Genomic DNA, 19254 nt, shown 5'->3' with positions numbered 1-19254 from the left:
AGCCGGCCTTTTCGTTTCATCGCGCACTACGCTGCCTCATCACGATACCCAGACGGCCAGCGTCAGCATCAACAGCAGGATCATCCACAGAATCACGGCGCGCCATACCAGACCGACCGCCGACTGCAGCGTGCGCGGCGTGCAATCATCACCGACCGTCAACGGGCCGCTGTCGCCGACCGCCAACGCGTCGAGACTCGACGGTTCCGCGAGCGGCCCTGCAAGGCGCGCCCCGAGCGCGCCGCTGCCCGCCGCGAGCAGCACGCCGTCGTTCGGGTCGGGCCACTGGCGCGTGTGATTGCGCCACGCGTAGATCGCATCCTCGAAGTTGCCGACGATCGCGAAGCCGAGCGCGGTCAGTCGCGACGGAATCCAGTCGATTACGAAGAACGCGCGCTGCGCGAATGTCGAGAACGCAGCCGTGCGATCGTCGCCCGGCGTCGACCAGCTGCGCGCGAGATATTCGGAGATGCGGTACAGCACGGCGCCGGCAGGACCGAGCGGCAGCACGTACCAGAAGAACACGCCGAACACGTGGCGATGCGACGCAACGACTGCATGAATCAGCGTATGACGGACGATTTCGCCGACCGGCATGTCGACCGTGTCGACGCCCGTCCACTCGTGCAGGATTTCACGCGCGCGCGGCACGTCGTCGTTGTTGAGCGCGAGATGGATATCGGTGAAGTAGTGGCTGAACTGACGGAAGCCGAGCGTGAAATACACGACGACGACGTTCCAGATGAACGCGAGCACGAAGCTCACCTTGAACAGCAGGAAATAGATCACCGCGACGACCAATACCCACGGCAGCACGACTGCGAGCCATGCGAGCACGCCGTGCTTTTGCTTGCCGGCGTCGAGGCCATGCGCGACGGTTTCCGAGTGAAACTGGAACAGCGCGAACACCGGATTGTTCGGCGACAACGCGCGGACCTGTTCGATGATGAGGGCGAGGAGAACCGAAAAGAAAGTCATGCGTGGCGCCGTCTTCGGAGTTATGTCATTTTTTGCATAACGATAGCACAGCGTAAGCGGCGCATGGCTGCCGACGCGACGGGCCGGCAGCCGGCCGCGTACGCAGGTTCAGGTGGGATGCTATCCGGCTGCCAAGAAGCGGTACAAATTGCGCAACATGCCGGCAGTTGCGCCCCAGATGAAGTAATGCCCGGCCGATTCGCCGTTCGGATAAGGCATCGCAAAAAAACGACGCTCGCCGCCTTCCCAGCGGAACACGCGCACCTGATGGTTCGCCGGACTCATCAGGAACGCGAGCGGCACCTCGAAAATCTCGGCAACTTCAAACGTGTCGGCCTGCACGGTGAACGGCGGATGCACAAGCCCCACGACGGGCGTCACGCAGAAGCCGGTCCCCGTCAGGTAGTCGGGCAGCGCGCCGAGAACCTCCACCGGCTCGGCGGCCAGTCCGATTTCTTCCTTCGCCTCTCGCAGCGCGGTCGCCGTCGCATCGCGATCGAACGGCTCGCGACGTCCACCGGGGAAGCTGATCTGCCCGGCATGGTCGTTCAAGTGATCGGCGCGCTGCGTCAGTAGCACGGTAAGGCCGCTCTCGCGAACGACGAGCGGGATGAGGACAGCGGCGCTGCGCGGGTCGACGCCCTCCTGCAGCCGCACCTCCGCGGGCTCGACGCTCCATTCGAGCGTGCGCGCGAAACGCTCGCGCAGCCCGGGCGGCGTCATCAGGCGGGATTCGATGGACGGCAGGCCGGCGCCGGTGCCTTCGACCGGCAATACTTCGGGATCAATGATGGGGCGGCGATTCAATGGCGGTCTCGAGTTCGTGACGTATCGAGCATATTGTCGCGCCAGAATGAAAAAAGCACCCGGGAGGGTGCTTTTTCCTTACAGCTCTTACTCTTGGGAAGCTGCTGCGGCGCGATCCTTCGACACCAGCTTTTCCTTGATTCGAGCCGACTTGCCCGAACGCTCGCGCAGGTAGTACAGCTTCGCACGACGCACATCACCGCGACGCTTCACGACGATGCTCGCCAGCAGCGGCGAGTAGGTCTGGAACGTACGCTCGACGCCTTCGCCCGACGAGATCTTGCGGACGATGAAGTTCGAGTTCAGGCCACGGTTGCGAATCGCGATCACGACGCCTTCGTACGCCTGAACGCGCTTGCGGTTACCTTCAACCACGTTCACGTTCACGATCACCGTGTCGCCCGGGGCGAATTCGGGGATCGTCTTGCCGGCGAGCGCGCGCTCGATCTCTTCCTGCTCAAGTTTTGCAATCAGATTCATCACTGACTCCTAAAGCCATCTTGTCGGCGTTTGCACCCGCCTGCTTCCAGGCCTGGCCCCGATAGAGGATGGATTCACATCAGGCACCGCGCACGCATGCACGGCACCGCCATTTCCCGCCCGCGACACCGCCTCAGGAGGCGTTCTTCGCTTCGCGTGCGAGGTTCGCGAGCCACGCCTCGTCGGCACGGCTCAACAACTTCTCGCGGCGCGCCCGGACAATCAGGTCCGGTCGCTTCCGCAACGTATTTCTCAATGCTTCCTGGCGCCGCCACCGCTCGATCTCGGCATGATGGCCGCCGAGCAGCACGTCCGGCACGCGCATCCCCTCGTACTCCTCGGGGCGCGTGTAATGCGGACAATCGAGCAGCCCGTCGGCGAAGCTGTCCTGCACGGCCGACTGCGCATCGTTCAGCACCCCTGGCAGCAGGCGCACGACGGCATCCATCATCGCCATCGCCGGCAGTTCGCCACCGGACAGAACGAAATCGCCGAGGCTGATTTCCTCGTCGACGCAACGGTCGAGCAGACGCTGATCGATCGCCTCGTAGCGACCGCACAGCACGATGACGCCGGGTTCCTGCGCCATCCGCACCGCGCGTTCGTGCGTGAACGGCGCGCCTTGCGGCGACATCATCACCACACGCGTGCTCGCGACGCCCTGCTCCGCCTGCGCTGCCTTCGCAGCACCGATCGCGGCCTCGAGCGGCCTGGCCAGCATCACCATGCCCGGACCGCCGCCGTACGGACGATCGTCGACCGTACGGTAGTTGTCCGTCGTGAAATCACGCGGATTCCAGGTACGCAACCCGAAGCGCCCCTGCTTCACGGCCCGGCTGGTGATTCCCCAGTCGGTCAGCGCGCGGAACATTTCGGGAAAGAGCGTGACGACGTCGAACTGCACCGCGCTCTCCGTAACCTGGTTCATTAGTAATCGGCTTCCCAGTCGACGACGATGCGACGTGCCGCCTGATCCACCGTTTTGACGTAGACGCCGACGAACGGAATCAGCCGTTCGTCGGTGGTCGGCCGACCGTCCTTGCCGACTGCCGGATACTCGACGCGCATGATCGAATGCACGCCGTTGTCGATCATCCCGCTCACCGTCCCGAGCGCCACCGATTGCTCGTTGACCACCTCGAGGCCGATCAGGTCGACCCAATAGAATTCGTCCGCGGCCAATGCCGGGAAATCTTCCCGGCGCACGAACACGCGAAAACCGCGCAAAGCAAGTGCGGCATCGCGGTCGCTGACACCCGCGGTGTGCGCAACGACGGTGTCGCCGTGCGTCTTCGACTGCAGGATGCGGGCGGACAACCGCTCCCCACCCCGTTCCAGCCACCAGCGGCGCGCCTTGAGCAGTGCATCGCCGCCGCGACCGGCGTCGGCATGCGTCGCCACCTTGACCCAGCCTTTCAGGCCGTAGGCGTCGACTACCGCCCCGACCTCGACAGCATCATCGGGCCAGGCCTGCGCCGCTTCGAGACTGCCCTGCTCGGCAGCCACACCAGCGCTCGCGACTGTGTCGCGTTCGACCGGCTTGCGGACGAATGCGCCAAACGACGCTCGCCCGCGCCTTGCGTTACCGGAATCGTGACCGGACATTAATGCTCCTTGCAGCCGGCACGACCGGCACACCGCGCCATGTTAGGCAGCCGGTTGCGCCTTTTGCGCTTCCTTCACGAGACGCTGGACGGTCGGCGACAGTTGCGCGCCAACGCCTTGCCAGTACGTCAGGCGGTCCTGAGCGATACGCAGCGATTCGCCCTTCGTAGCGACCGGGTTGTAGAAGCCGACGCGCTCGATGAAGCGGCCGTCACGACGGTTGCGCGAATCGGTAGCAACGATGTTGTAGAACGGGCGCTTCTTCGAGCCGCCGCGAGCCAGACGGATGATAACCATATGAAATCCTTCGGGAAAACCGGGTTCGAAACTACTGAAACGTGCGATTATAGCCGGAAACCAAAGCCACAACAAACACTTACGCGCAAAAATTCCACGGACGCGCTGCGGGCCGGGCATACAATCGCCGTATCCACGACGCTCACCGCCGCCATGCCGCTATTCCGCGTCACCCCGGTGCGCCGCGCGCCGCGCCGCCTCGCGGGCCTGCTGACCGCCTTCGTCACCTGTCTTGCAGCCACCGCGGCCCGCGCCGCGCCGCCGGTGGACAAACTCGTCGTGCCACCTGGCTTCCACGTCGACGTGCTGACCGACGCCGTGCCGACCGCCCGCGAAATGGCATGGTCGCCGCGCGGAATCCTATATGTCGGCTCGCGGGAAGGCCGCGTGCATGCATTTGTGATGCAGGGGGGCCGGATCACGGCCCGCCACGTGATCGCATCGGGGCTCGACATGCCCGTCGGCGTCGCGTATCGCGATGGAGCACTCTATATCTCTGCCGTGTCGCGCATTCTGCGGCTCGACCACATCGACGACCGGCTTGCCAAGCCTCCGGCGCCAGCAGTCGTGACGGACGCGCTACCGACCGATCACAACCACGGCTGGAAATTCATCGCATTCGGCCCCGACGGCAAGCTCTACGTGCCGACCGGCGCACCGTGCAACGTGTGCCTAGCCGATCGCGGTCGATACGCAATCATCGCACGCATGAACGCGGACGGCAGCGGCCGAGAAGTGTTTGCCCGCGGCGTGCGCAATACCGTCGGCTTCGCCTGGCATCCCGATTCGCGCGAGCTGTGGTTCACCGACAACGGGCGCGACCTGATGGGCGACGACACGCCCGACGACAAGCTGAACCGTGCGCCGCGCGCCGGCCTCGATTTCGGCTTTCCATACTGCCACGGCGGCGACACGCCCGACCCTGAATTCGGGAGCACCGACGTGTGCCGCCGCTACGCGCCGCCCGTGCTGAAACTCGGCGCGCACGTCGCGGCACTCGGCATGCGCTTCTATACGGGGCCGATGTTTCCGGCGTCATATCGCAACAACATCTTCATTGCCGAGCACGGTTCGTGGAATCGCAGCACGAAGGTCGGCTACCGCGTGATGCGCGTGGTCGTGTCGGCCGACGGCAGCCACGCAAGCCAGACCCCGTTCATCACGGGCTGGCTGCGCGCGGACGGCACCGTGTGGGGGCGCCCGGCCGACGTACTGCCGCTACCGGACGGCTCGCTGCTCGTCAGCGACGACTACGCAGGCACCATCTACCGCATCACCTATGCGGCACCTTGACGCAGGCAAGGGGTGACCGGGCCCGACCGAGCATCGTAGAATGCGAGCCGGGCCGAGCGCCCCGCGCCGGCCTGCCGGCCACCCATGCCAACGACAATCCGCCGCCATCCATGTCCAGCAGCACCGCATCGCCCCGCCGCTTCCGCTCCAAGACGCTCACCGCAGCCCTCGCATTCCTCATCGGTTCGCTCGGTGCGCACCGCTTCTACCTGTACGGCTTTCGCGACGTGTACGGCTGGGCGCACCTGCTCGCGACGATCGTCGGGATCCCGGGGTTCCTGCTGCTCGCCGCCACCCAGCGCAGTGCCAGCCTCGGCTGGTGGCTCGCCGTGCCGGGTGCGATCTCGCTTCTCGCCGCGTTCCTCGCCGCGCTCGTCTACGGCCTGCGCCCCGACGAGAAATGGGACGCGCAATTCAATGCTGACACCGGCAAGCACAGCCGGTCAGGCTGGACGGTGATCTTCATCGTGATCTTCTCGCTGCTGATCGGCGCGTTCCTGCTGATGACCGCACTCGCGCTGTCGTTCCAGACGTACTTCGAATCGCAAGTCGAAGCGGCGAAGCAAATCTCGCAGTAAGTGCCGACATACGTCGGCCAGATCAGAACAAACTCAGCTGAACGTCGTCACGCGACTTCGCGCCGTTCGCGCCCGCCGCCACGCGCTGCGCTGCCGCCCCAGTCTGCGGCGCACCGCGAAACTGCGAGAGATCCAGAATGCCGTTCGCGCGCTCGTTCAGCCCGAGCCGCTTGACGGCCTGACGGAACCGCTGCCGCAACAGGTCGGCCCAGATTCCCTCGCCCTTCATCCGCTTCGAGAAATCCGAGTCGTAGTCCTTCCCGCCGCGCATGTCGCGCACGCGGTTCATCACGCGCTCCGCGCGATCGGGGAAATGCACGGCAAGCCAGTTCTTGAACAGCGGCGCGACCTCCCACGGCAGCCGCAGGATGATGTAACTCGCGTGTGTCGCGCCGGCTTCCGCACAGGCTTCCAGCACGCGCTCCATGTCCGGCTCGGTGACGAACGGGATGATCGGCGCAATGCTGACGCCCACCGGCACGCCCGCGTCGCGCAATGCGCGGATCGTGCGCAGCCGGCGCGCCGGCGTCGCCGCGCGTGGCTCGAGCGTGCGCGCGAGATCGGCATCGAGCGTCGTGATCGTGACCGCGGCCATCACCTGGCCGCGCTCGGCCATCGGAGCCAGCAGGTCCAGGTCGCGCTCGATCAGCGATGATTTTGTGATCGCGGCGAACGGCAGCCCGTGATCGTGCATCACCTGGATCACGCTGCGCGTGATGCGCAGATCGCGCTCGACCGGCTGGTATGCGTCGGTGTTGACGCCGAGCGCGATCGGCTCCGGCACGTAGCGCTTGCGCGAAATCTCGCGCTCGAGCAATTCGGCCGCGTTGACCTTCGCATAGATGCGGCTCTCGAAATCGAGGCCCGGGGACAGACCGAGATAACTGTGGGTCGGCCGCGCAAAACAGTAAATGCAGCCATGCTCGCAACCGCGATACGGATTGAGCGACACGCTGAACGGTATGTCCGGCGACTGGTTGTGCGTCAGGATGCTCTTCGCACGCTCCTCGAACACCTGCGTGCGCAGTGGAGCGGGTAGATCGGCATCGTCCGATTCGTGCGTCCAGCCGTCGTCGACCGCTTCGCGCAGCGCCGTTTCGTATCGCCCCTGGAGGTTGTCGACCGCACCGCGCCCCTTGCGGGGCGCCGGCGGCGCTATCGGAAATTCGTTGTCGGACCGGCCGTCCATGCGCTCACCCATTCGCCTGCACCCAATACTGTACATTTATACAGTATTGGGTGCATCATGCCAAGGGTGAGATAGAGGGGCGGACTGCGGGCCGCAGCCACGGTCATTCGCCGACCGAGATCGTCAGCGTCTCCTTGATTTCTTCCATCACGACATAGCTCTTCGACTGTACCGCGCCGGGCAGCTGCAGCAGGATGTCGCCCAGCAGCTTGCGATAGTCGGCCATTTCACCAATCCGCGCCTTGATCAGGTAGTCGAAGTCGCCGGACACGAGATGGCATTCGAGCACCTCGTCGATCTTCATCACTTCGCGCCGGAACTGCTCGAACATGTTGCCGCCCTTGTGGCCAAGCGTGATCTCGACGAACACCAACAGCGCGGCGCCGAGCTGTCCCGGATCGACCCGTGCGTGATAACCGGTGATGACACCGTCGCGCTCCATGCGCCGCACGCGTTCGATGCAGGGCGTGACGGTCAGCCCGACCTGCTCCGCGAGGTCCTTCATCGCCATCCGGCCGTCGTCCTGGAGCAGTTTGAGGATGCGGCGGTCGAGCTTGTCGAGCGAGCGTACTGGCTGACGTTGCGTTCTCATTTGTTTATGCTGAAAACCTGAAAAATACGATAACAAAACCTACACATTCGACAATACCATAGCGCAAAAAACTAGATCAGCTAGAGGTTACACGGAGACGCATGTGCGCCCGGCCTCGCCCTGATCCTTCCATCTGGAGCAGCTATGCGAGTCGTCATTCTGGGCAGCGGTGTGGTGGGCGTGGCAAGCGCGTATTACCTCGCGCGCGCCGGCCATGAAGTCACGGTGATCGACCGGGAAGCCGGCCCGGCGCTCGAGACGAGCTTCGCGAACGCAGGTCAGATCTCGCCCGGTTATGCGGCGCCGTGGGCGGCGCCCGGCGTGCCGCTGAAGGCCGTCAAATGGATGTTCGAGAAGCACGCGCCGCTCGCGATCCGCCTTGACGGCACGCGTTTCCAGCTCCAGTGGATGTGGCAGATGCTGCGCAACTGCACGGCAGAGCGCTATGCAGTCAACAAGGGCCGCATGGTCCGCCTCGCCGAATACAGCCGCGATTGCCTGCAGGCGCTGCGTGCCGACACGGGCATCCAGTACGAAGGCCGCACGGGCGGCACGCTGCAGCTGTTCCGCACGCAGCAGCAACTCGACGGCGCGGCCAAGGACATCGCGGTGCTGCAGGAAGCGAACGTACCGTTCGAACTGCTGTCGCCGGCCGAGCTCAAGAATGCCGAACCGGCGCTCGCCGCCGTGTCGCACAAGCTGACGGGCGGCCTGCGCCTGCCGGGCGATGAAACGGGTGATTGCCAGCTGTTCACGACGCGCCTCGCGGCGCTCGCGGAATCGCTCGGCGTGAAATTCCGCTACAACACGCCCATCGATGCACTGGCGATCGCGGGCGGCAGGATCGCCGGCGTGCAGTGCGGCAGCGAGACGGTGCGTGCGGATGCGTATGTCGTCGCGCTCGGGTCGTACTCGACCAGCTTCGTCTCGAATCTGATGAAGATCCCCGTCTACCCGCTGAAGGGCTATTCGATCACCGCGCCGATCGTCGACGAGACGGCCGCGCCCGTGTCGACGGTGCTGGACGAAACCTACAAGATCGCGATCACGCGTTTCGACCAGCGCATCCGCGTCGGCGGCATGGCGGAGATCGTCGGCTTCGACAAGAACCTGCGTGCCGCCCGTCGCGAGACGCTTGAAATGTGCGTGAACGACCTGTTCCCGGGTGGCGGCGACACGTCGAAGGCAACGTTCTGGACAGGCCTGCGTCCGATGACGCCGGACGGCACGCCGATCGTCGGCCGCACGCCGGTCTCGAACCTGTTTATGAACACCGGCCACGGCACGCTCGGGTGGACGATGTCGTGCGGGTCGGGCCAGCTGCTCGCAGACCTGATCTCGGGCAAGAAGCCGGCCATCCAGGCCGACGACCTGTCGGTGCATCGCTACCTGAAGGACGTGGCCGGCCAGACGCGCCCGGCATACGCATGAGTCGGATCGGCCCGCCGCAACGCAGGCCGGTCCGCATCAACGAAAAAGGCGCCCTCGGGGGCGCCTTTTTCATTACAGCGGGTGCGTTGCGGGCCCGATACAGGCTTCCGCCAACTCGCGCATGGTTGACGATCGACGCTTCCGGCCCACCCGCCCTTACGACGACATGTTCCTTGCGACATCGAGCGAGCAGGGCTCGCCGCCCGCCAAAACACCGCGCCCTCTTCCGTCATTGCACAAAAAAGGGGCGCTCATCGCGCCCCTCGTGTTGCGTACTTGCCGCCGAAGCGTCAAGTCACGCCGTGTCAGCCGAGTTCGTTGACCAGTTCCGGCACGAGCGAGAACAGATCGCCGACGAGGCCATAGTCGGCCACGCTGAAGATCGGCGCTTCCGGATCCTTGTTGATCGCGACGATTACCTTCGAATCCTTCATGCCGGCCAGGTGCTGGATCGCACCCGAGATGCCGACCGCGATATACAGCTGCGGCGCGACGATCTTGCCGGTCTGGCCGACCTGGTAGTCGTTCGGCACGTAGCCCGCGTCGACTGCCGCGCGCGATGCGCCCAGCGCCGCGCTCAGCTTGTCGGCCAGCGGCTCGAGAACCTTCGTGTAGTTCTCGCCGCTGCCCAGACCGCGACCGCCCGACACGATGATGCTCGCGCTGGTCAGCTCCGGACGGTCCAGCTTCGTCACTTCACGGCTGACGAACTGCGATTTGCCGGCATCGGCCGCGGCTTCGATCTTCTCGACCGCTGCACTGCCGCCTTCGGCCGCAACCGGATCGAAACCCGTCGCGCGCACCGTGATCACCTTGATCGGATCGCTCGACTGCACCGTCGCGATCGCGTTGCCTGCGTAGATCGGACGTTCGAACGTATCGGCCGAATCGACCGCCGTGATGTCCGAGATCTGCGCGACGTCGAGCTTCGCCGCGATGCGCGGCGCGACGTTCTTGCCATAGGCGGTTGCCGGCGCGAGGATGTGCGAGTAGTCCTTCGCGATGTTCAGCGCGGTCGCCTCGACGTTTTCCGCCAGGCCTTCGGCCAGTTGCGGCGCGTCGGCCAGCAGCACCTTCGTAACACCTGCGATCTTCGCTGCCGCATCGGCCGCGCCCTGCGCGTTGTGCCCCGCGACCAGCACGTGAACGTCACCGCCGATCTTCGCAGCCGCCGCCACCGTGTTCAGCGTCGCGGCCTTGATCGACGCGTTGTCATGTTCTGCAATCACCAGAATCGTCATTTCTTTCCGCTCCCTCTTACAGCACCTTGGCTTCGGTCTTCAGCTTCTCGACCAGCGTCTTCACGTCCGGCACCTTCACGCCGGCCGCGCGCTTCGGCGGCTCGGCCACCTTCAGCGTCTTCAGACGCGGCGCGACGTCCACGCCCAGGTCTTCCGGCTTCACCGTTTCCAGCGGCTTCTTCTTCGCCTTCATGATGTTCGGCAGCGTCACGTAGCGCGGCTCGTTCAGGCGCAGATCCGTCGTGACGACCGCCGGCAGTTGAAGCGACAGCGTTTCCGCGCCGCCGTCGACTTCACGTGCGACCGTGGCCTTACCGTCGGCGATCGTGACCTTCGATGCGAACGTCGCTTGCGGCAGACCCGCCAGCGCGGCCAGCATCTGGCCCGTCTGGTTCGAATCGTCGTCGATTGCCTGCTTGCCGAGGATCACGAGTTGCGGCTGCTCCTTGTCGACCAGCGCCTTCAGGATCTTCGCGACGGCCAGCGGCTCGACGCCGTCGTTCGACTCGACGAGGATCGCGCGATCCGCGCCGATCGCCAGCGCCGTGCGCAGCGTTTCCTGCGCCTGTGCAACGCCGACCGACACGGCGATCACTTCGGTCGCCACACCCGCTTCCTTCAGGCGCACGGCTTCTTCAACGGCGATTTCGTCAAACGGGTTCATCGACATCTTCACGTTCGCGATGTCGACGCCCGTGTTGTCCGACTTCACGCGGACCTTCACGTTGTAATCGACCACTCTTTTCACTGGCACCAGGATTTTCATGCACACGCTCCAAAGTTACGAATACGACCAGAGGCCATTCTATAGCGAGGCCTCATGACTGCGCGGCCAAGCGGACCAATCCATCGTGGCTATCGAGGATAGCGCTCCTCTGCGGCGCGCCGGCAATAGCGAACGGTCGTTCTATTTTAAAAGAGAAAAAACCCGGACGCAAAGCCCGGGTTTTCGATCATCGACTCTAATCGTCACCGGGCGCGCCCAGCACCACGTGTTACCAGGCGGCGATGACCGCGCCGCCAAACTTCTGTTCGATGAACTGCTTCACATCCGCGGAGTGGTAGGCCGCGACCAGCTTCGCGACCCACGGCTTGCCCCGGTCAGCCTCGCGAATCGCGAGAATGTTCGCGTAAGGACCGTTCGGGCCCTCGATCGCGATCGCGTCCTGTTTCGGCTTCAACCCAGCTTCCATCGCGTAGTTGGTGTTGATAGCCGCAGCGTCGACGTCGCCGAGCGAGCGCGGAATCTGTGCCGCATCAAGTTCGACGATCTTCAGCTTGCGCGGATTGTCGACGATGTCGAGCGGCGTCGCCTTCAGCCCTGCGTCCGCACGCAGCTTCAGCAGCCCCTGCTTCTGCAGCAACAGCAGCGCGCGGCCGCCATTGGTCGGATCGTTCGGCACCGCGATGCGCGCGCCGGGCTTCAACTCGGCCAGCGACTTCACCCGCTTCGAATAGATGCCCATCGGAAACGTGACGGTATCCGCGACCTTGATCAGCTTGTAGCCGCGATCCCTCACCTGCGCCTGCAGATAAGGATCGTGCTGGTAGCTGTTCGCGTCGAGATCGCCCGACGCGAGCGCCGCGTTCGGCTGCACGTAATCGGAGAATTCGACGATGCGAATGTCGAGGCCGCTCTTGGCCGCGACCTTCTTCACCACGTCCATGATCTGCGCGTGCGGGCCGCCCGTCACGCCCACCTTGATGGTTTCGGCCTGCGCGTGCGCGCTGGCGCACAGCGCGACCGCGCCGAGCGCGGCCGCGAATTTCAGCATGAAACGTCGTTGCATCGTCTCCCCTACCTGTGAATGTCGTTTTTACTTGTGGCTCAGCCGGCGCACGAGCCAGTCGCCGAACGATTGCACGATCTGCACGAACACGATCAGGATCGCGACGACCGTCCACATTACTTCCGGCAGATAACGCTGGTAGCCGTAACGGATCCCGAGATCGCCGAGCCCGCCGCCGCCGATTGCACCGGCCATCGCCGAGTAGCCGACGAGCGACACGAACGTGATCGTCAGGCCCGCGACGATGCCGGGCAGCGATTCGGGCAGCAGCACCTTGAAGACGATCTGCGACGTCGTCGCGCCCATCGACTGCGCGGCCTCGATCAGCCCTCGATCGACTTCGCGCAGCGCGGTCTCGACCAGCCGCGCGACGAACGGCGCGGCCGCGAGCGTCAGCGGCACAACCGCCGCGGCCGTGCCGATCGACGACCCCGTGACGAGCCGCGTGAACGGAATGACCGCGACCAGCAGGATGATGAACGGCGTCGAGCGCACCGCGTTCACGATGCCGCCGAGCACGCGATTCACACCGAGGTTCTGCAGCACGCCCTGGCGGTCGGTCAGGTAGAGCAGCACGCCGAGCGGCAGCCCGACGAGCGCGCCGACCGCTCCCGAGATGCCGACCATGATCAGCGTCTCCCAGAACGACTGCACGAACATATCGAACATCTCACTCAACATACGAAAGCTCCTCTACCACCACACCTTGCTCGCGCAGGAACGCGAGCGCCTGCCCGACCTTGCCCGGTTCGCCGCCCGCGAGCACCGCGAGCGACCCGAACGCCTGCCCCTGAATCTCGTCGATCTGGCCGTGCAGGATGTTGAAATCGAGTTCGTATCGGCGAATCGTCTCCGACAGGATCGGCTGATCGACCCCCGAGCCGGTGAATGCGAGCCGCAGCAAATGCCCGCTGCCCGTCTTCAGCCGCTCGGCCACGCGTGCCTTCAGCGCGGGCGGCAGTTCCTGCGCGATGACGTCGCCGATCAGCGCGCGCGTCACTTCATGATGCGGCTGCAGGAACACGTCGATCACGCGGCCTTCTTCGACCACGCGCCCCGCGTCGAGCACCGCCACGCGATCGCACACCTGCTTGATCACTTCCATCTGATGCGTGATCAGCACGATCGTCAGGCCGAGTTCGCGGTTGATGCGCTTCAGCAGGTCGAGGATCGCGCGCGTGGTCTCGGGGTCGAGCGCAGACGTCGCCTCGTCCGACAGCAGTACCTTCGGCTTGCTCGCGAGCGCTCGGGCGATGCCGACGCGCTGCTTCTGGCCGCCGCTGATCTGCGCCGGGTAGCGGTCCTTCTGCGCCGACAGCCCGACGAGGTCGAGCAGCGGCAGCACGGCGGCCTCGATATCGGCACGGCTCGCGCCAGCGAGCTCGAGCGGCAACGCGACGTTGTCGAACACCGTGCGCGAAGACAGCAGGTTGAAGTGCTGGAAGATCATGCCGATTTCACGGCGCGCTTCGCGCAGCGCGCCGGCCGGCAGCAGCGTGAGATCGCGCCCGCCAACGACGACGTTGCCTTCGGTCGGCCGCGTGAGCAGGTTGATGGTGCGCACGAGCGTGCTCTTGCCGGCGCCGCTTCGGCCGATGATGCCGAACACCTCGCCCTGCGGGATCGTCAGATTGACGTTGTGCAATGCGTCGACCCAGCCGGTCGGCCCGGGGAAACGCTGTGACAGATTGCGTAATTCGATCATGTAAACAAAACGGCGGCCGCCAGGCGAAGCCCGCCAGTCGGCCGCCGATGCATCTGGAATAGCCGGCGATTTTACCGCAAACGCCTCATTCCACTTAATAATCGATTTCGATCTTTTCATAACCGGACGAAATTAGAGGGGCCCTGTTGGCCCGCCGCGCGAGCGCCGCGACTATGATCCGGAACACCGATGCCAACGACACAGGAGACCCGCCAGATGACCGCCACCACCACGCAGGCCACCGCACCCGCCGCCACCGCAGCGCTGGACACGGCAGCGCCGCCCGCCCCGCGCATGGGCCGGCTGCGTACCGCGGACGGGCTCGAACTGGCGTCGTATCGCTGGCCGGCTGGCGACGGCACGCAGCCGCCGCGCGCAACGATCGCGCTCGTGCACGGCCTCGCCGAGCATGCGGGACGTTACGCGACGCTCGCGGCCAGATTGAACGCGGCCGGCATCGGCGTGCTGGCAATCGATCTGCGCGGGCACGGCCACTCGCCCGGCAAACGCGCGTGGGTCGAACGTTTCGACGGTTACCTGAACGACGCGGATGCTATTTTAAAAGAGAAAAAACCCGGACGCAAAGCCCGGGTTTTCGATCATCGACTCTAATCGTCACCGGGGCGCGCCCAGCACCACGTGTTACCAGGCGGCGATGACCGCGCCGCCAAACTTCTGTTCGATGAACTGCTTCACATCCGCGGAGTGGGTAGGCCGCGACCAGCTTCGCGACCCACGGCTTGCCCCGGTCAGCCTCGCGAATCGCGAGAATGTTCGCGTAAGGACCGTTCGGGCCCTCGATCGCGATCGCGTCCTGTTTCGGCTTCAACCCAGCTTCCATCGCGTAGTTGGTGTTGATAGCCGCAGCGTCGACGTCGCCGAGCGAGCGCGGAATCTGTGCCGCATCAAGTTCGACGATCTTCAGCTTGCGCGGATTGTCGACGATGTCGAGCGGCGTCGCCTTCAGCCCTGCGTCCGCACGCAGCTTCAGCAGCCCCTGCTTCTGCAGCAACAGCAGCGCGCGGCCGCCATTGGTCGGATCGTTCGGCACCGCGATGCGCGCGCCGGGCTTCAACTCGGCCAGCGACTTCACCCGCTTCGAATAGATGCCCATCGGAAACGTGACGGTATCCGCGACCTTGATCAGCTTGTAGCCGCGATCCCTCACCTGCGCCTGCAGATAAGGATCGTGCTGGTAGCTGTTCGCGTCGAGATCGCCCGACGCGAGCGCCGCGTTCGGCTGCACGTAATCGGAGAATTCGACGATGCGAATGTCGAGGCCGCTCTTGGCCGCGACCTTCTTCACCACGTCCATGATCTGCGCGTGCGGGCCGCCCGTCACGCCCACCTTGATGGTTTCGGCCTGCGCGTGCGCGCTGGCGCACAGCGCGACCGCGCCGAGCGCGGCCGCGAATTTCAGCATGAAACGTCGTTGCATCGTCTCCCCTACCTGTGAATGTCGTTTTTACTTGTGGCTCAGCCGGCGCACGAGCCAGTCGCCGAACGATTGCACGATCTGCACGAACACGATCAGGATCGCGACGACCGTCCACATTACTTCCGGCAGATAACGCTGGTAGCCGTAACGGATCCCGAGATCGCCGAGCCCGCCGCCGCCGATTGCACCGGCCATCGCCGAGTAGCCGACGAGCGACACGAACGTGATCGTCAGGCCCGCGACGATGCCGGGCAGCGATTCGGGCAGCAGCACCTTGAAGACGATCTGCGACGTCGTCGCGCCCATCGACTGCGCGGCCTCGATCAGCCCTCGATCGACTTCGCGCAGCGCGGTCTCGACCAGCCGCGCGACGAACGGCGCGGCCGCGAGCGTCAGCGGCACAACCGCCGCGGCCGTGCCGATCGACGACCCCGTGACGAGCCGCGTGAACGGAATGACCGCGACCAGCAGGATGATGAACGGCGTCGAGCGCACCGCGTTCACGATGCCGCCGAGCACGCGATTCACACCGAGGTTCTGCAGCACGCCCTGGCGGTCGGTCAGGTAGAGCAGCACGCCGAGCGGCAGCCCGACGAGCGCGCCGACCGCTCCCGAGATGCCGACCATGATCAGCGTCTCCCAGAACGACTGCACGAACATATCGAACATCTCACTCAACATACGAAAGCTCCTCTACCACCACACCTTGCTCGCGCAGGAACGCGAGCGCCTGCCCGACCTTGCCCGGTTCGCCGCCCGCGAGCACCGCGAGCGACCCGAACGCCTGCCCCTGAATCTCGTCGATCTGGCCGTGCAGGATGTTGAAATCGAGTTCGTATCGGCGAATCGTCTCCGACAGGATCGGCTGATCGACCCCCGAGCCGGTGAATGCGAGCCGCAGCAAATGCCCGCTGCCCGTCTTCAGCCGCTCGGCCACGCGTGCCTTCAGCGCGGGCGGCAGTTCCTGCGCGATGACGTCGCCGATCAGCGCGCGCGTCACTTCATGATGCGGCTGCAGGAACACGTCGATCACGCGGCCTTCTTCGACCACGCGCCCCGCGTCGAGCACCGCCACGCGATCGCACACCTGCTTGATCACTTCCATCTGATGCGTGATCAGCACGATCGTCAGGCCGAGTTCGCGGTTGATGCGCTTCAGCAGGTCGAGGATCGCGCGCGTGGTCTCGGGGTCGAGCGCAGACGTCGCCTCGTCCGACAGCAGTACCTTCGGCTTGCTCGCGAGCGCTCGGGCGATGCCGACGCGCTGCTTCTGGCCGCCGCTGATCTGCGCCGGGTAGCGGTCCTTCTGCGCCGACAGCCCGACGAGGTCGAGCAGCGGCAGCACGGCGGCCTCGATATCGGCACGGCTCGCGCCAGCGAGCTCGAGCGGCAACGCGACGTTGTCGAACACCGTGCGCGAAGACAGCAGGTTGAAGTGCTGGAAGATCATGCCGATTTCACGGCGCGCTTCGCGCAGCGCGCCGGCCGGCAGCAGCGTGAGATCGCGCCCGCCAACGACGACGTTGCCTTCGGTCGGCCGCGTGAGCAGGTTGATGGTGCGCACGAGCGTGCTCTTGCCGGCGCCGCTTCGGCCGATGATGCCGAACACCTCGCCCTGCGGGATCGTCAGATTGACGTTGTGCAATGCGTCGACCCAGCCGGTCGGCCCGGGGAAACGCTGTGACAGATTGCGTAATTCGATCATGTAAACAAAACGGCGGCCGCCAGGCGAAGCCCGCCAGTCGGCCGCCGATGCATCTGGAATAGCCGGCGATTTTACCGCAAACGCCTCATTCCACTTAATAATCGATTTCGATCTTTTCATAACCGGACGAAATTAGAGGGGCCCTGTTGGCCCGCCGCGCGAGCGCCGCGACTATGATCCGGAACACCGATGCCAACGACACAGGAGACCCGCCAGATGACCGCCACCACCACGCAGGCCACCGCACCCGCCGCCACCGCAGCGCTGGACACGGCAGCGCCGCCCGCCCCGCGCATGGGCCGGCTGCGTACCGCGGACGGGCTCGAACTGGCGTCGTATCGCTGGCCGGCTGGCGACGGCACGCAGCCGCCGCGCGCAACGATCGCGCTCGTGCACGGCCTCGCCGAGCATGCGGGACGTTACGCGACGCTCGCGGCCAGATTGAACGCGGCCGGCATCGGCGTGCTGGCAATCGATCTGCGCGGGCACGGCCACTCGCCCGGCAAACGCGCGTGGGTCGAACGTTTCGACGGTTACCTGAACGACGCGGATGCTCTCGTCGCCGAAGCCGCTCGCGACGATACGCCGCTCTTTCTGATGGGTCACAGCATGGGCGGCGCCGTCGCGGCGCTGTACGCGATCGAACGCGCGCCGGTTCGCGGCCACGCGCTAGCGGGCCTCGTGCTGTCGAGCCCGGCGCTCGCGCCGGGACGCGACGTGCCGCGCTGGATGCTCGCGATGAGCCGCTTCATCAGCCGCGTGTGGCCGAGCTTCCCCGCGATCAGAATCGATGCGGCGCTGCTGTCGCGCGATCCGGCCGTCGTCGCGGCCAATCGCGCCGACCCGCTCGTGCATCACGGCGCGGTGCCGGCGCGCACCGGCGCCGAGATCCTCGATGCGATGGCGCGCATTGAGCGCGGTCGCGGCGCGCTTCGCATGCCGGTACTCGTCTATCACGGCACAGAGGACAAGCTGACCGAACCCGACGGAAGCCGTGCGTTCGGCGCACGCGTCGGCTCGCCCGATCGTACGCTGACGCTTTACGAAGGCGGGTTCCACGAAACGATGAATGATCTCGAACGCGACCGCGTGATCGACGCACTGATCGCGTGGATTCACGCGCACGTGCCGGCGCGCTGAGCGCGCGCCGAGCCGCTCCCGGTCAGATGCCGGCCAGCACGCGCAGGTGCGCGACGACGCTGCGTCCGAGCGCCGACAGGTTGTAGCCTCCCTCGAGACAGCTCACGATGCGGCCCTGCGCATGCAGGCGCGCGACGTCGACGACCTGCGCGGTCAGCCATTCGAAATCGGCTTCGACGAGACCGAGGTTACCGATGTCGTCCTCTCGATGCGCATCGAAACCAGCTGACACGAACAGCATCTGCGGCTTGAACGCGTCGAGACGCGGCAGCCAGAACATGTCGACCGCTTCGCGGATCGCCATCCCGTTGCTGCGCGCAGGCATCGGCAGGTTGACCATGTTCGGCGCCTGGTGATCGACGCCCGAGAATGGGTACAGCGGATGCTGGAAGAAGCTGCACATCAGCACGCGCTCGTCGTTCGCGAACGCGGCTTCGGTGCCGTTGCCGTGGTGCACGTCGAAATCGATGATCGCGACGCGCTCGAGGCCATGGACATCGAGCGCATGCCGCGCGGCGATCGCGACGTTGTTGAAAAAGCAGAATCCCATCGCGCGCGCCGGTTCCGCATGATGGCCGGGCGGCCGCACGCTGCAGAACGCATTCGCGTAGCGGCCTTCGATCACGGCGTCGGTCGCCGCGATCGCCGCGCCGGCCGCGCGCAGTGCGGCACGCCACGTATCGCGGTTCATCAGCGTGTCGGGATCGATCTCGACGTAGCCGTCGACGGGCGTCATGCTGCGGATGTAGTCGATGTGAGCCTGCGTATGCACGCGGCCCAGCGCGACCTCGCTCGCGAACGGCGCGGTTTCGTGCACGATCAAGTCGTCGATGCGGCTCGCGATCAGTTGATCCTGGATCGCCGACAGGCGGGCCGGGCATTCCGGATGCCATTCCCCCATCTCGTGCAGCATGCAATCGGGGTGCGTATAGAAGGCGGTTGCCATAAGCTGTCATCCGCGACGCGGGGTGCGTCGCAGGTCTCC

At 65.3% G+C, this 19254-nt stretch carries 20 protein-coding genes and 2 pseudogenes; 5 read left to right on the top strand and 17 right to left on the bottom strand.

Features of this window, described 5'->3' with window-relative positions:
- Window positions 1–39: 39 nt before the first annotated feature.
- From WI26_RS04895 to rpsP, 6 genes are all read right to left on the bottom strand, one after another.
- Complete coding sequence (locus WI26_RS04895) at window positions 40–978, bottom strand: CobD/CbiB family protein (RefSeq protein WP_069225332.1); 939 nt, start codon at window positions 976–978, stop codon at window positions 40–42.
- Between the two features lie 120 nt (window positions 979–1098).
- The gene (locus WI26_RS04890) at window positions 1099–1785 is read right to left on the bottom strand and encodes a CoA pyrophosphatase (RefSeq protein ID WP_059510898.1); all 687 of its coding nucleotides are present in this window, start codon (window positions 1783–1785) and stop codon (window positions 1099–1101) included.
- A gap of 87 nt (window positions 1786–1872) precedes the next feature.
- Window positions 1873–2265, bottom strand: a complete 393-nt coding sequence (gene rplS, locus WI26_RS04885) for a 50S ribosomal protein L19 (RefSeq protein WP_006753174.1) — start codon at window positions 2263–2265, stop codon at window positions 1873–1875.
- A 133-nt stretch (window positions 2266–2398) separates the two neighbouring features.
- Window positions 2399–3193, bottom strand: coding sequence for a tRNA (guanosine(37)-N1)-methyltransferase TrmD (trmD, locus tag WI26_RS04880; RefSeq protein WP_059447922.1), 795 nt, complete (start codon window positions 3191–3193; stop codon window positions 2399–2401).
- Window positions 3193–3870 (bottom strand): ribosome maturation factor RimM, encoded by a 678-nt coding sequence (rimM, locus tag WI26_RS04875; protein ID WP_069225331.1) that lies wholly within the window; start codon window positions 3868–3870, stop codon window positions 3193–3195. The genes trmD and rimM overlap by 1 nt, the downstream gene beginning before the upstream one ends.
- Window positions 3871–3912: 42 nt before the next feature.
- Entirely contained in the window at window positions 3913–4167 is a 255-nt protein-coding gene (gene rpsP, locus WI26_RS04870; RefSeq protein ID WP_006476550.1) for a 30S ribosomal protein S16, read from the bottom strand.
- Window positions 4168–4320: 153 nt separating this feature from the next.
- Here rpsP and WI26_RS04865 point away from each other — a divergent pair, with 153 nt between their 5' ends.
- On the top strand, window positions 4321–5460 hold the full coding sequence (locus tag WI26_RS04865; protein WP_069225330.1) for a PQQ-dependent sugar dehydrogenase: 1140 nt from the start codon (window positions 4321–4323) through the stop codon (window positions 5458–5460).
- Between the two features lie 110 nt (window positions 5461–5570).
- Complete coding sequence (locus WI26_RS04860; RefSeq protein ID WP_059465149.1) at window positions 5571–6038, top strand: NINE protein; 468 nt, start codon at window positions 5571–5573, stop codon at window positions 6036–6038.
- Window positions 6039–6060: 22 nt separating this feature from the next.
- Here the strand turns inward: WI26_RS04860 and WI26_RS04855 are convergent, their stop codons facing one another.
- Window positions 6061–7239, bottom strand: coding sequence for a PA0069 family radical SAM protein (locus WI26_RS04855; RefSeq protein ID WP_059594504.1), 1179 nt, complete (start codon window positions 7237–7239; stop codon window positions 6061–6063).
- Between the two features lie 91 nt (window positions 7240–7330).
- Window positions 7331–7819, bottom strand: coding sequence for an Lrp/AsnC ligand binding domain-containing protein (locus WI26_RS04850; RefSeq protein ID WP_006762687.1), 489 nt, complete (start codon window positions 7817–7819; stop codon window positions 7331–7333).
- A gap of 144 nt (window positions 7820–7963) precedes the next feature.
- Here WI26_RS04850 and WI26_RS04845 point away from each other — a divergent pair, with 144 nt between their 5' ends.
- On the top strand, window positions 7964–9250 hold the full coding sequence (locus WI26_RS04845) for a D-amino acid dehydrogenase (protein WP_060320975.1): 1287 nt from the start codon (window positions 7964–7966) through the stop codon (window positions 9248–9250).
- Window positions 9251–9555: 305 nt separating this feature from the next.
- Here the strand turns inward: WI26_RS04845 and WI26_RS04840 are convergent, their stop codons facing one another.
- From WI26_RS04840 to WI26_RS04820, 5 genes are all read right to left on the bottom strand, one after another.
- Complete coding sequence (locus tag WI26_RS04840; RefSeq protein ID WP_069225329.1) at window positions 9556–10491, bottom strand: electron transfer flavoprotein subunit alpha/FixB family protein; 936 nt, start codon at window positions 10489–10491, stop codon at window positions 9556–9558.
- Window positions 10492–10507: 16 nt separating this feature from the next.
- Window positions 10508–11257, bottom strand: coding sequence for an electron transfer flavoprotein subunit beta/FixA family protein (locus tag WI26_RS04835; RefSeq protein ID WP_069225328.1), 750 nt, complete (start codon window positions 11255–11257; stop codon window positions 10508–10510).
- Window positions 11258–11486: 229 nt separating this feature from the next.
- Window positions 11487–12281, bottom strand: a complete 795-nt coding sequence (locus tag WI26_RS04830) for a MetQ/NlpA family ABC transporter substrate-binding protein (RefSeq protein WP_069225327.1) — start codon at window positions 12279–12281, stop codon at window positions 11487–11489.
- A 27-nt stretch (window positions 12282–12308) separates the two neighbouring features.
- A complete protein-coding gene (locus WI26_RS04825) occupies window positions 12309–12962 on the bottom strand; it encodes a methionine ABC transporter permease (protein ID WP_044844825.1) in 654 nt (217 codons plus the stop codon).
- Window positions 12952–13986 carry a methionine ABC transporter ATP-binding protein gene (locus WI26_RS04820; protein ID WP_059509785.1) on the bottom strand — a complete coding sequence of 345 codons (1035 nt, stop codon included), beginning with the start codon at window positions 13984–13986 and terminating at the stop codon, window positions 12952–12954. The genes WI26_RS04825 and WI26_RS04820 overlap by 11 nt, the downstream gene beginning before the upstream one ends.
- A 216-nt stretch (window positions 13987–14202) precedes the next feature.
- Between WI26_RS04820 and WI26_RS04815 the strand changes: the two are divergent.
- Window positions 14203–14565 (top strand): annotated as a pseudogene (locus WI26_RS04815) (alpha/beta fold hydrolase); the annotation flags it as partial.
- A 63-nt stretch (window positions 14566–14628) separates the two neighbouring features.
- Here the strand turns inward: WI26_RS04815 and WI26_RS04810 are convergent.
- The 3 genes and pseudogenes from WI26_RS04810 to WI26_RS04800 form a co-directional block, all read right to left on the bottom strand.
- A pseudogene (locus tag WI26_RS04810) lies at window positions 14629–15424 on the bottom strand (MetQ/NlpA family ABC transporter substrate-binding protein).
- A gap of 27 nt (window positions 15425–15451) precedes the next feature.
- On the bottom strand, window positions 15452–16105 hold the full coding sequence (locus WI26_RS04805) for a methionine ABC transporter permease (protein WP_044844825.1): 654 nt from the start codon (window positions 16103–16105) through the stop codon (window positions 15452–15454).
- Window positions 16095–17129, bottom strand: a complete 1035-nt coding sequence (locus WI26_RS04800) for a methionine ABC transporter ATP-binding protein (RefSeq protein ID WP_059509785.1) — start codon at window positions 17127–17129, stop codon at window positions 16095–16097. Before WI26_RS04800 ends, WI26_RS04805 begins: the two co-directional genes overlap by 11 nt.
- Before the next feature lie 216 nt (window positions 17130–17345).
- Between WI26_RS04800 and WI26_RS04795 the strand changes: the two genes are divergently transcribed.
- Window positions 17346–18269, top strand: coding sequence for an alpha/beta hydrolase (locus WI26_RS04795; protein WP_069225326.1), 924 nt, complete (start codon window positions 17346–17348; stop codon window positions 18267–18269).
- A 22-nt stretch (window positions 18270–18291) separates the two neighbouring features.
- Here the strand turns inward: WI26_RS04795 and WI26_RS04790 are convergent, their stop codons facing one another.
- A complete protein-coding gene (locus WI26_RS04790) occupies window positions 18292–19215 on the bottom strand; it encodes a histone deacetylase family protein (protein WP_069225325.1) in 924 nt (307 codons plus the stop codon).
- Window positions 19216–19254: the final 39 nt, after the last annotated feature.

The sequence above is a fragment of the Burkholderia diffusa genome (assembly GCF_001718315.1).
Classification (GTDB): domain Bacteria; phylum Pseudomonadota; class Gammaproteobacteria; order Burkholderiales; family Burkholderiaceae; genus Burkholderia; species Burkholderia diffusa_B.
Note: the sequence above shows the minus strand (reverse complement) of the source record. Positions and strands in the feature narration are given on the sequence as shown.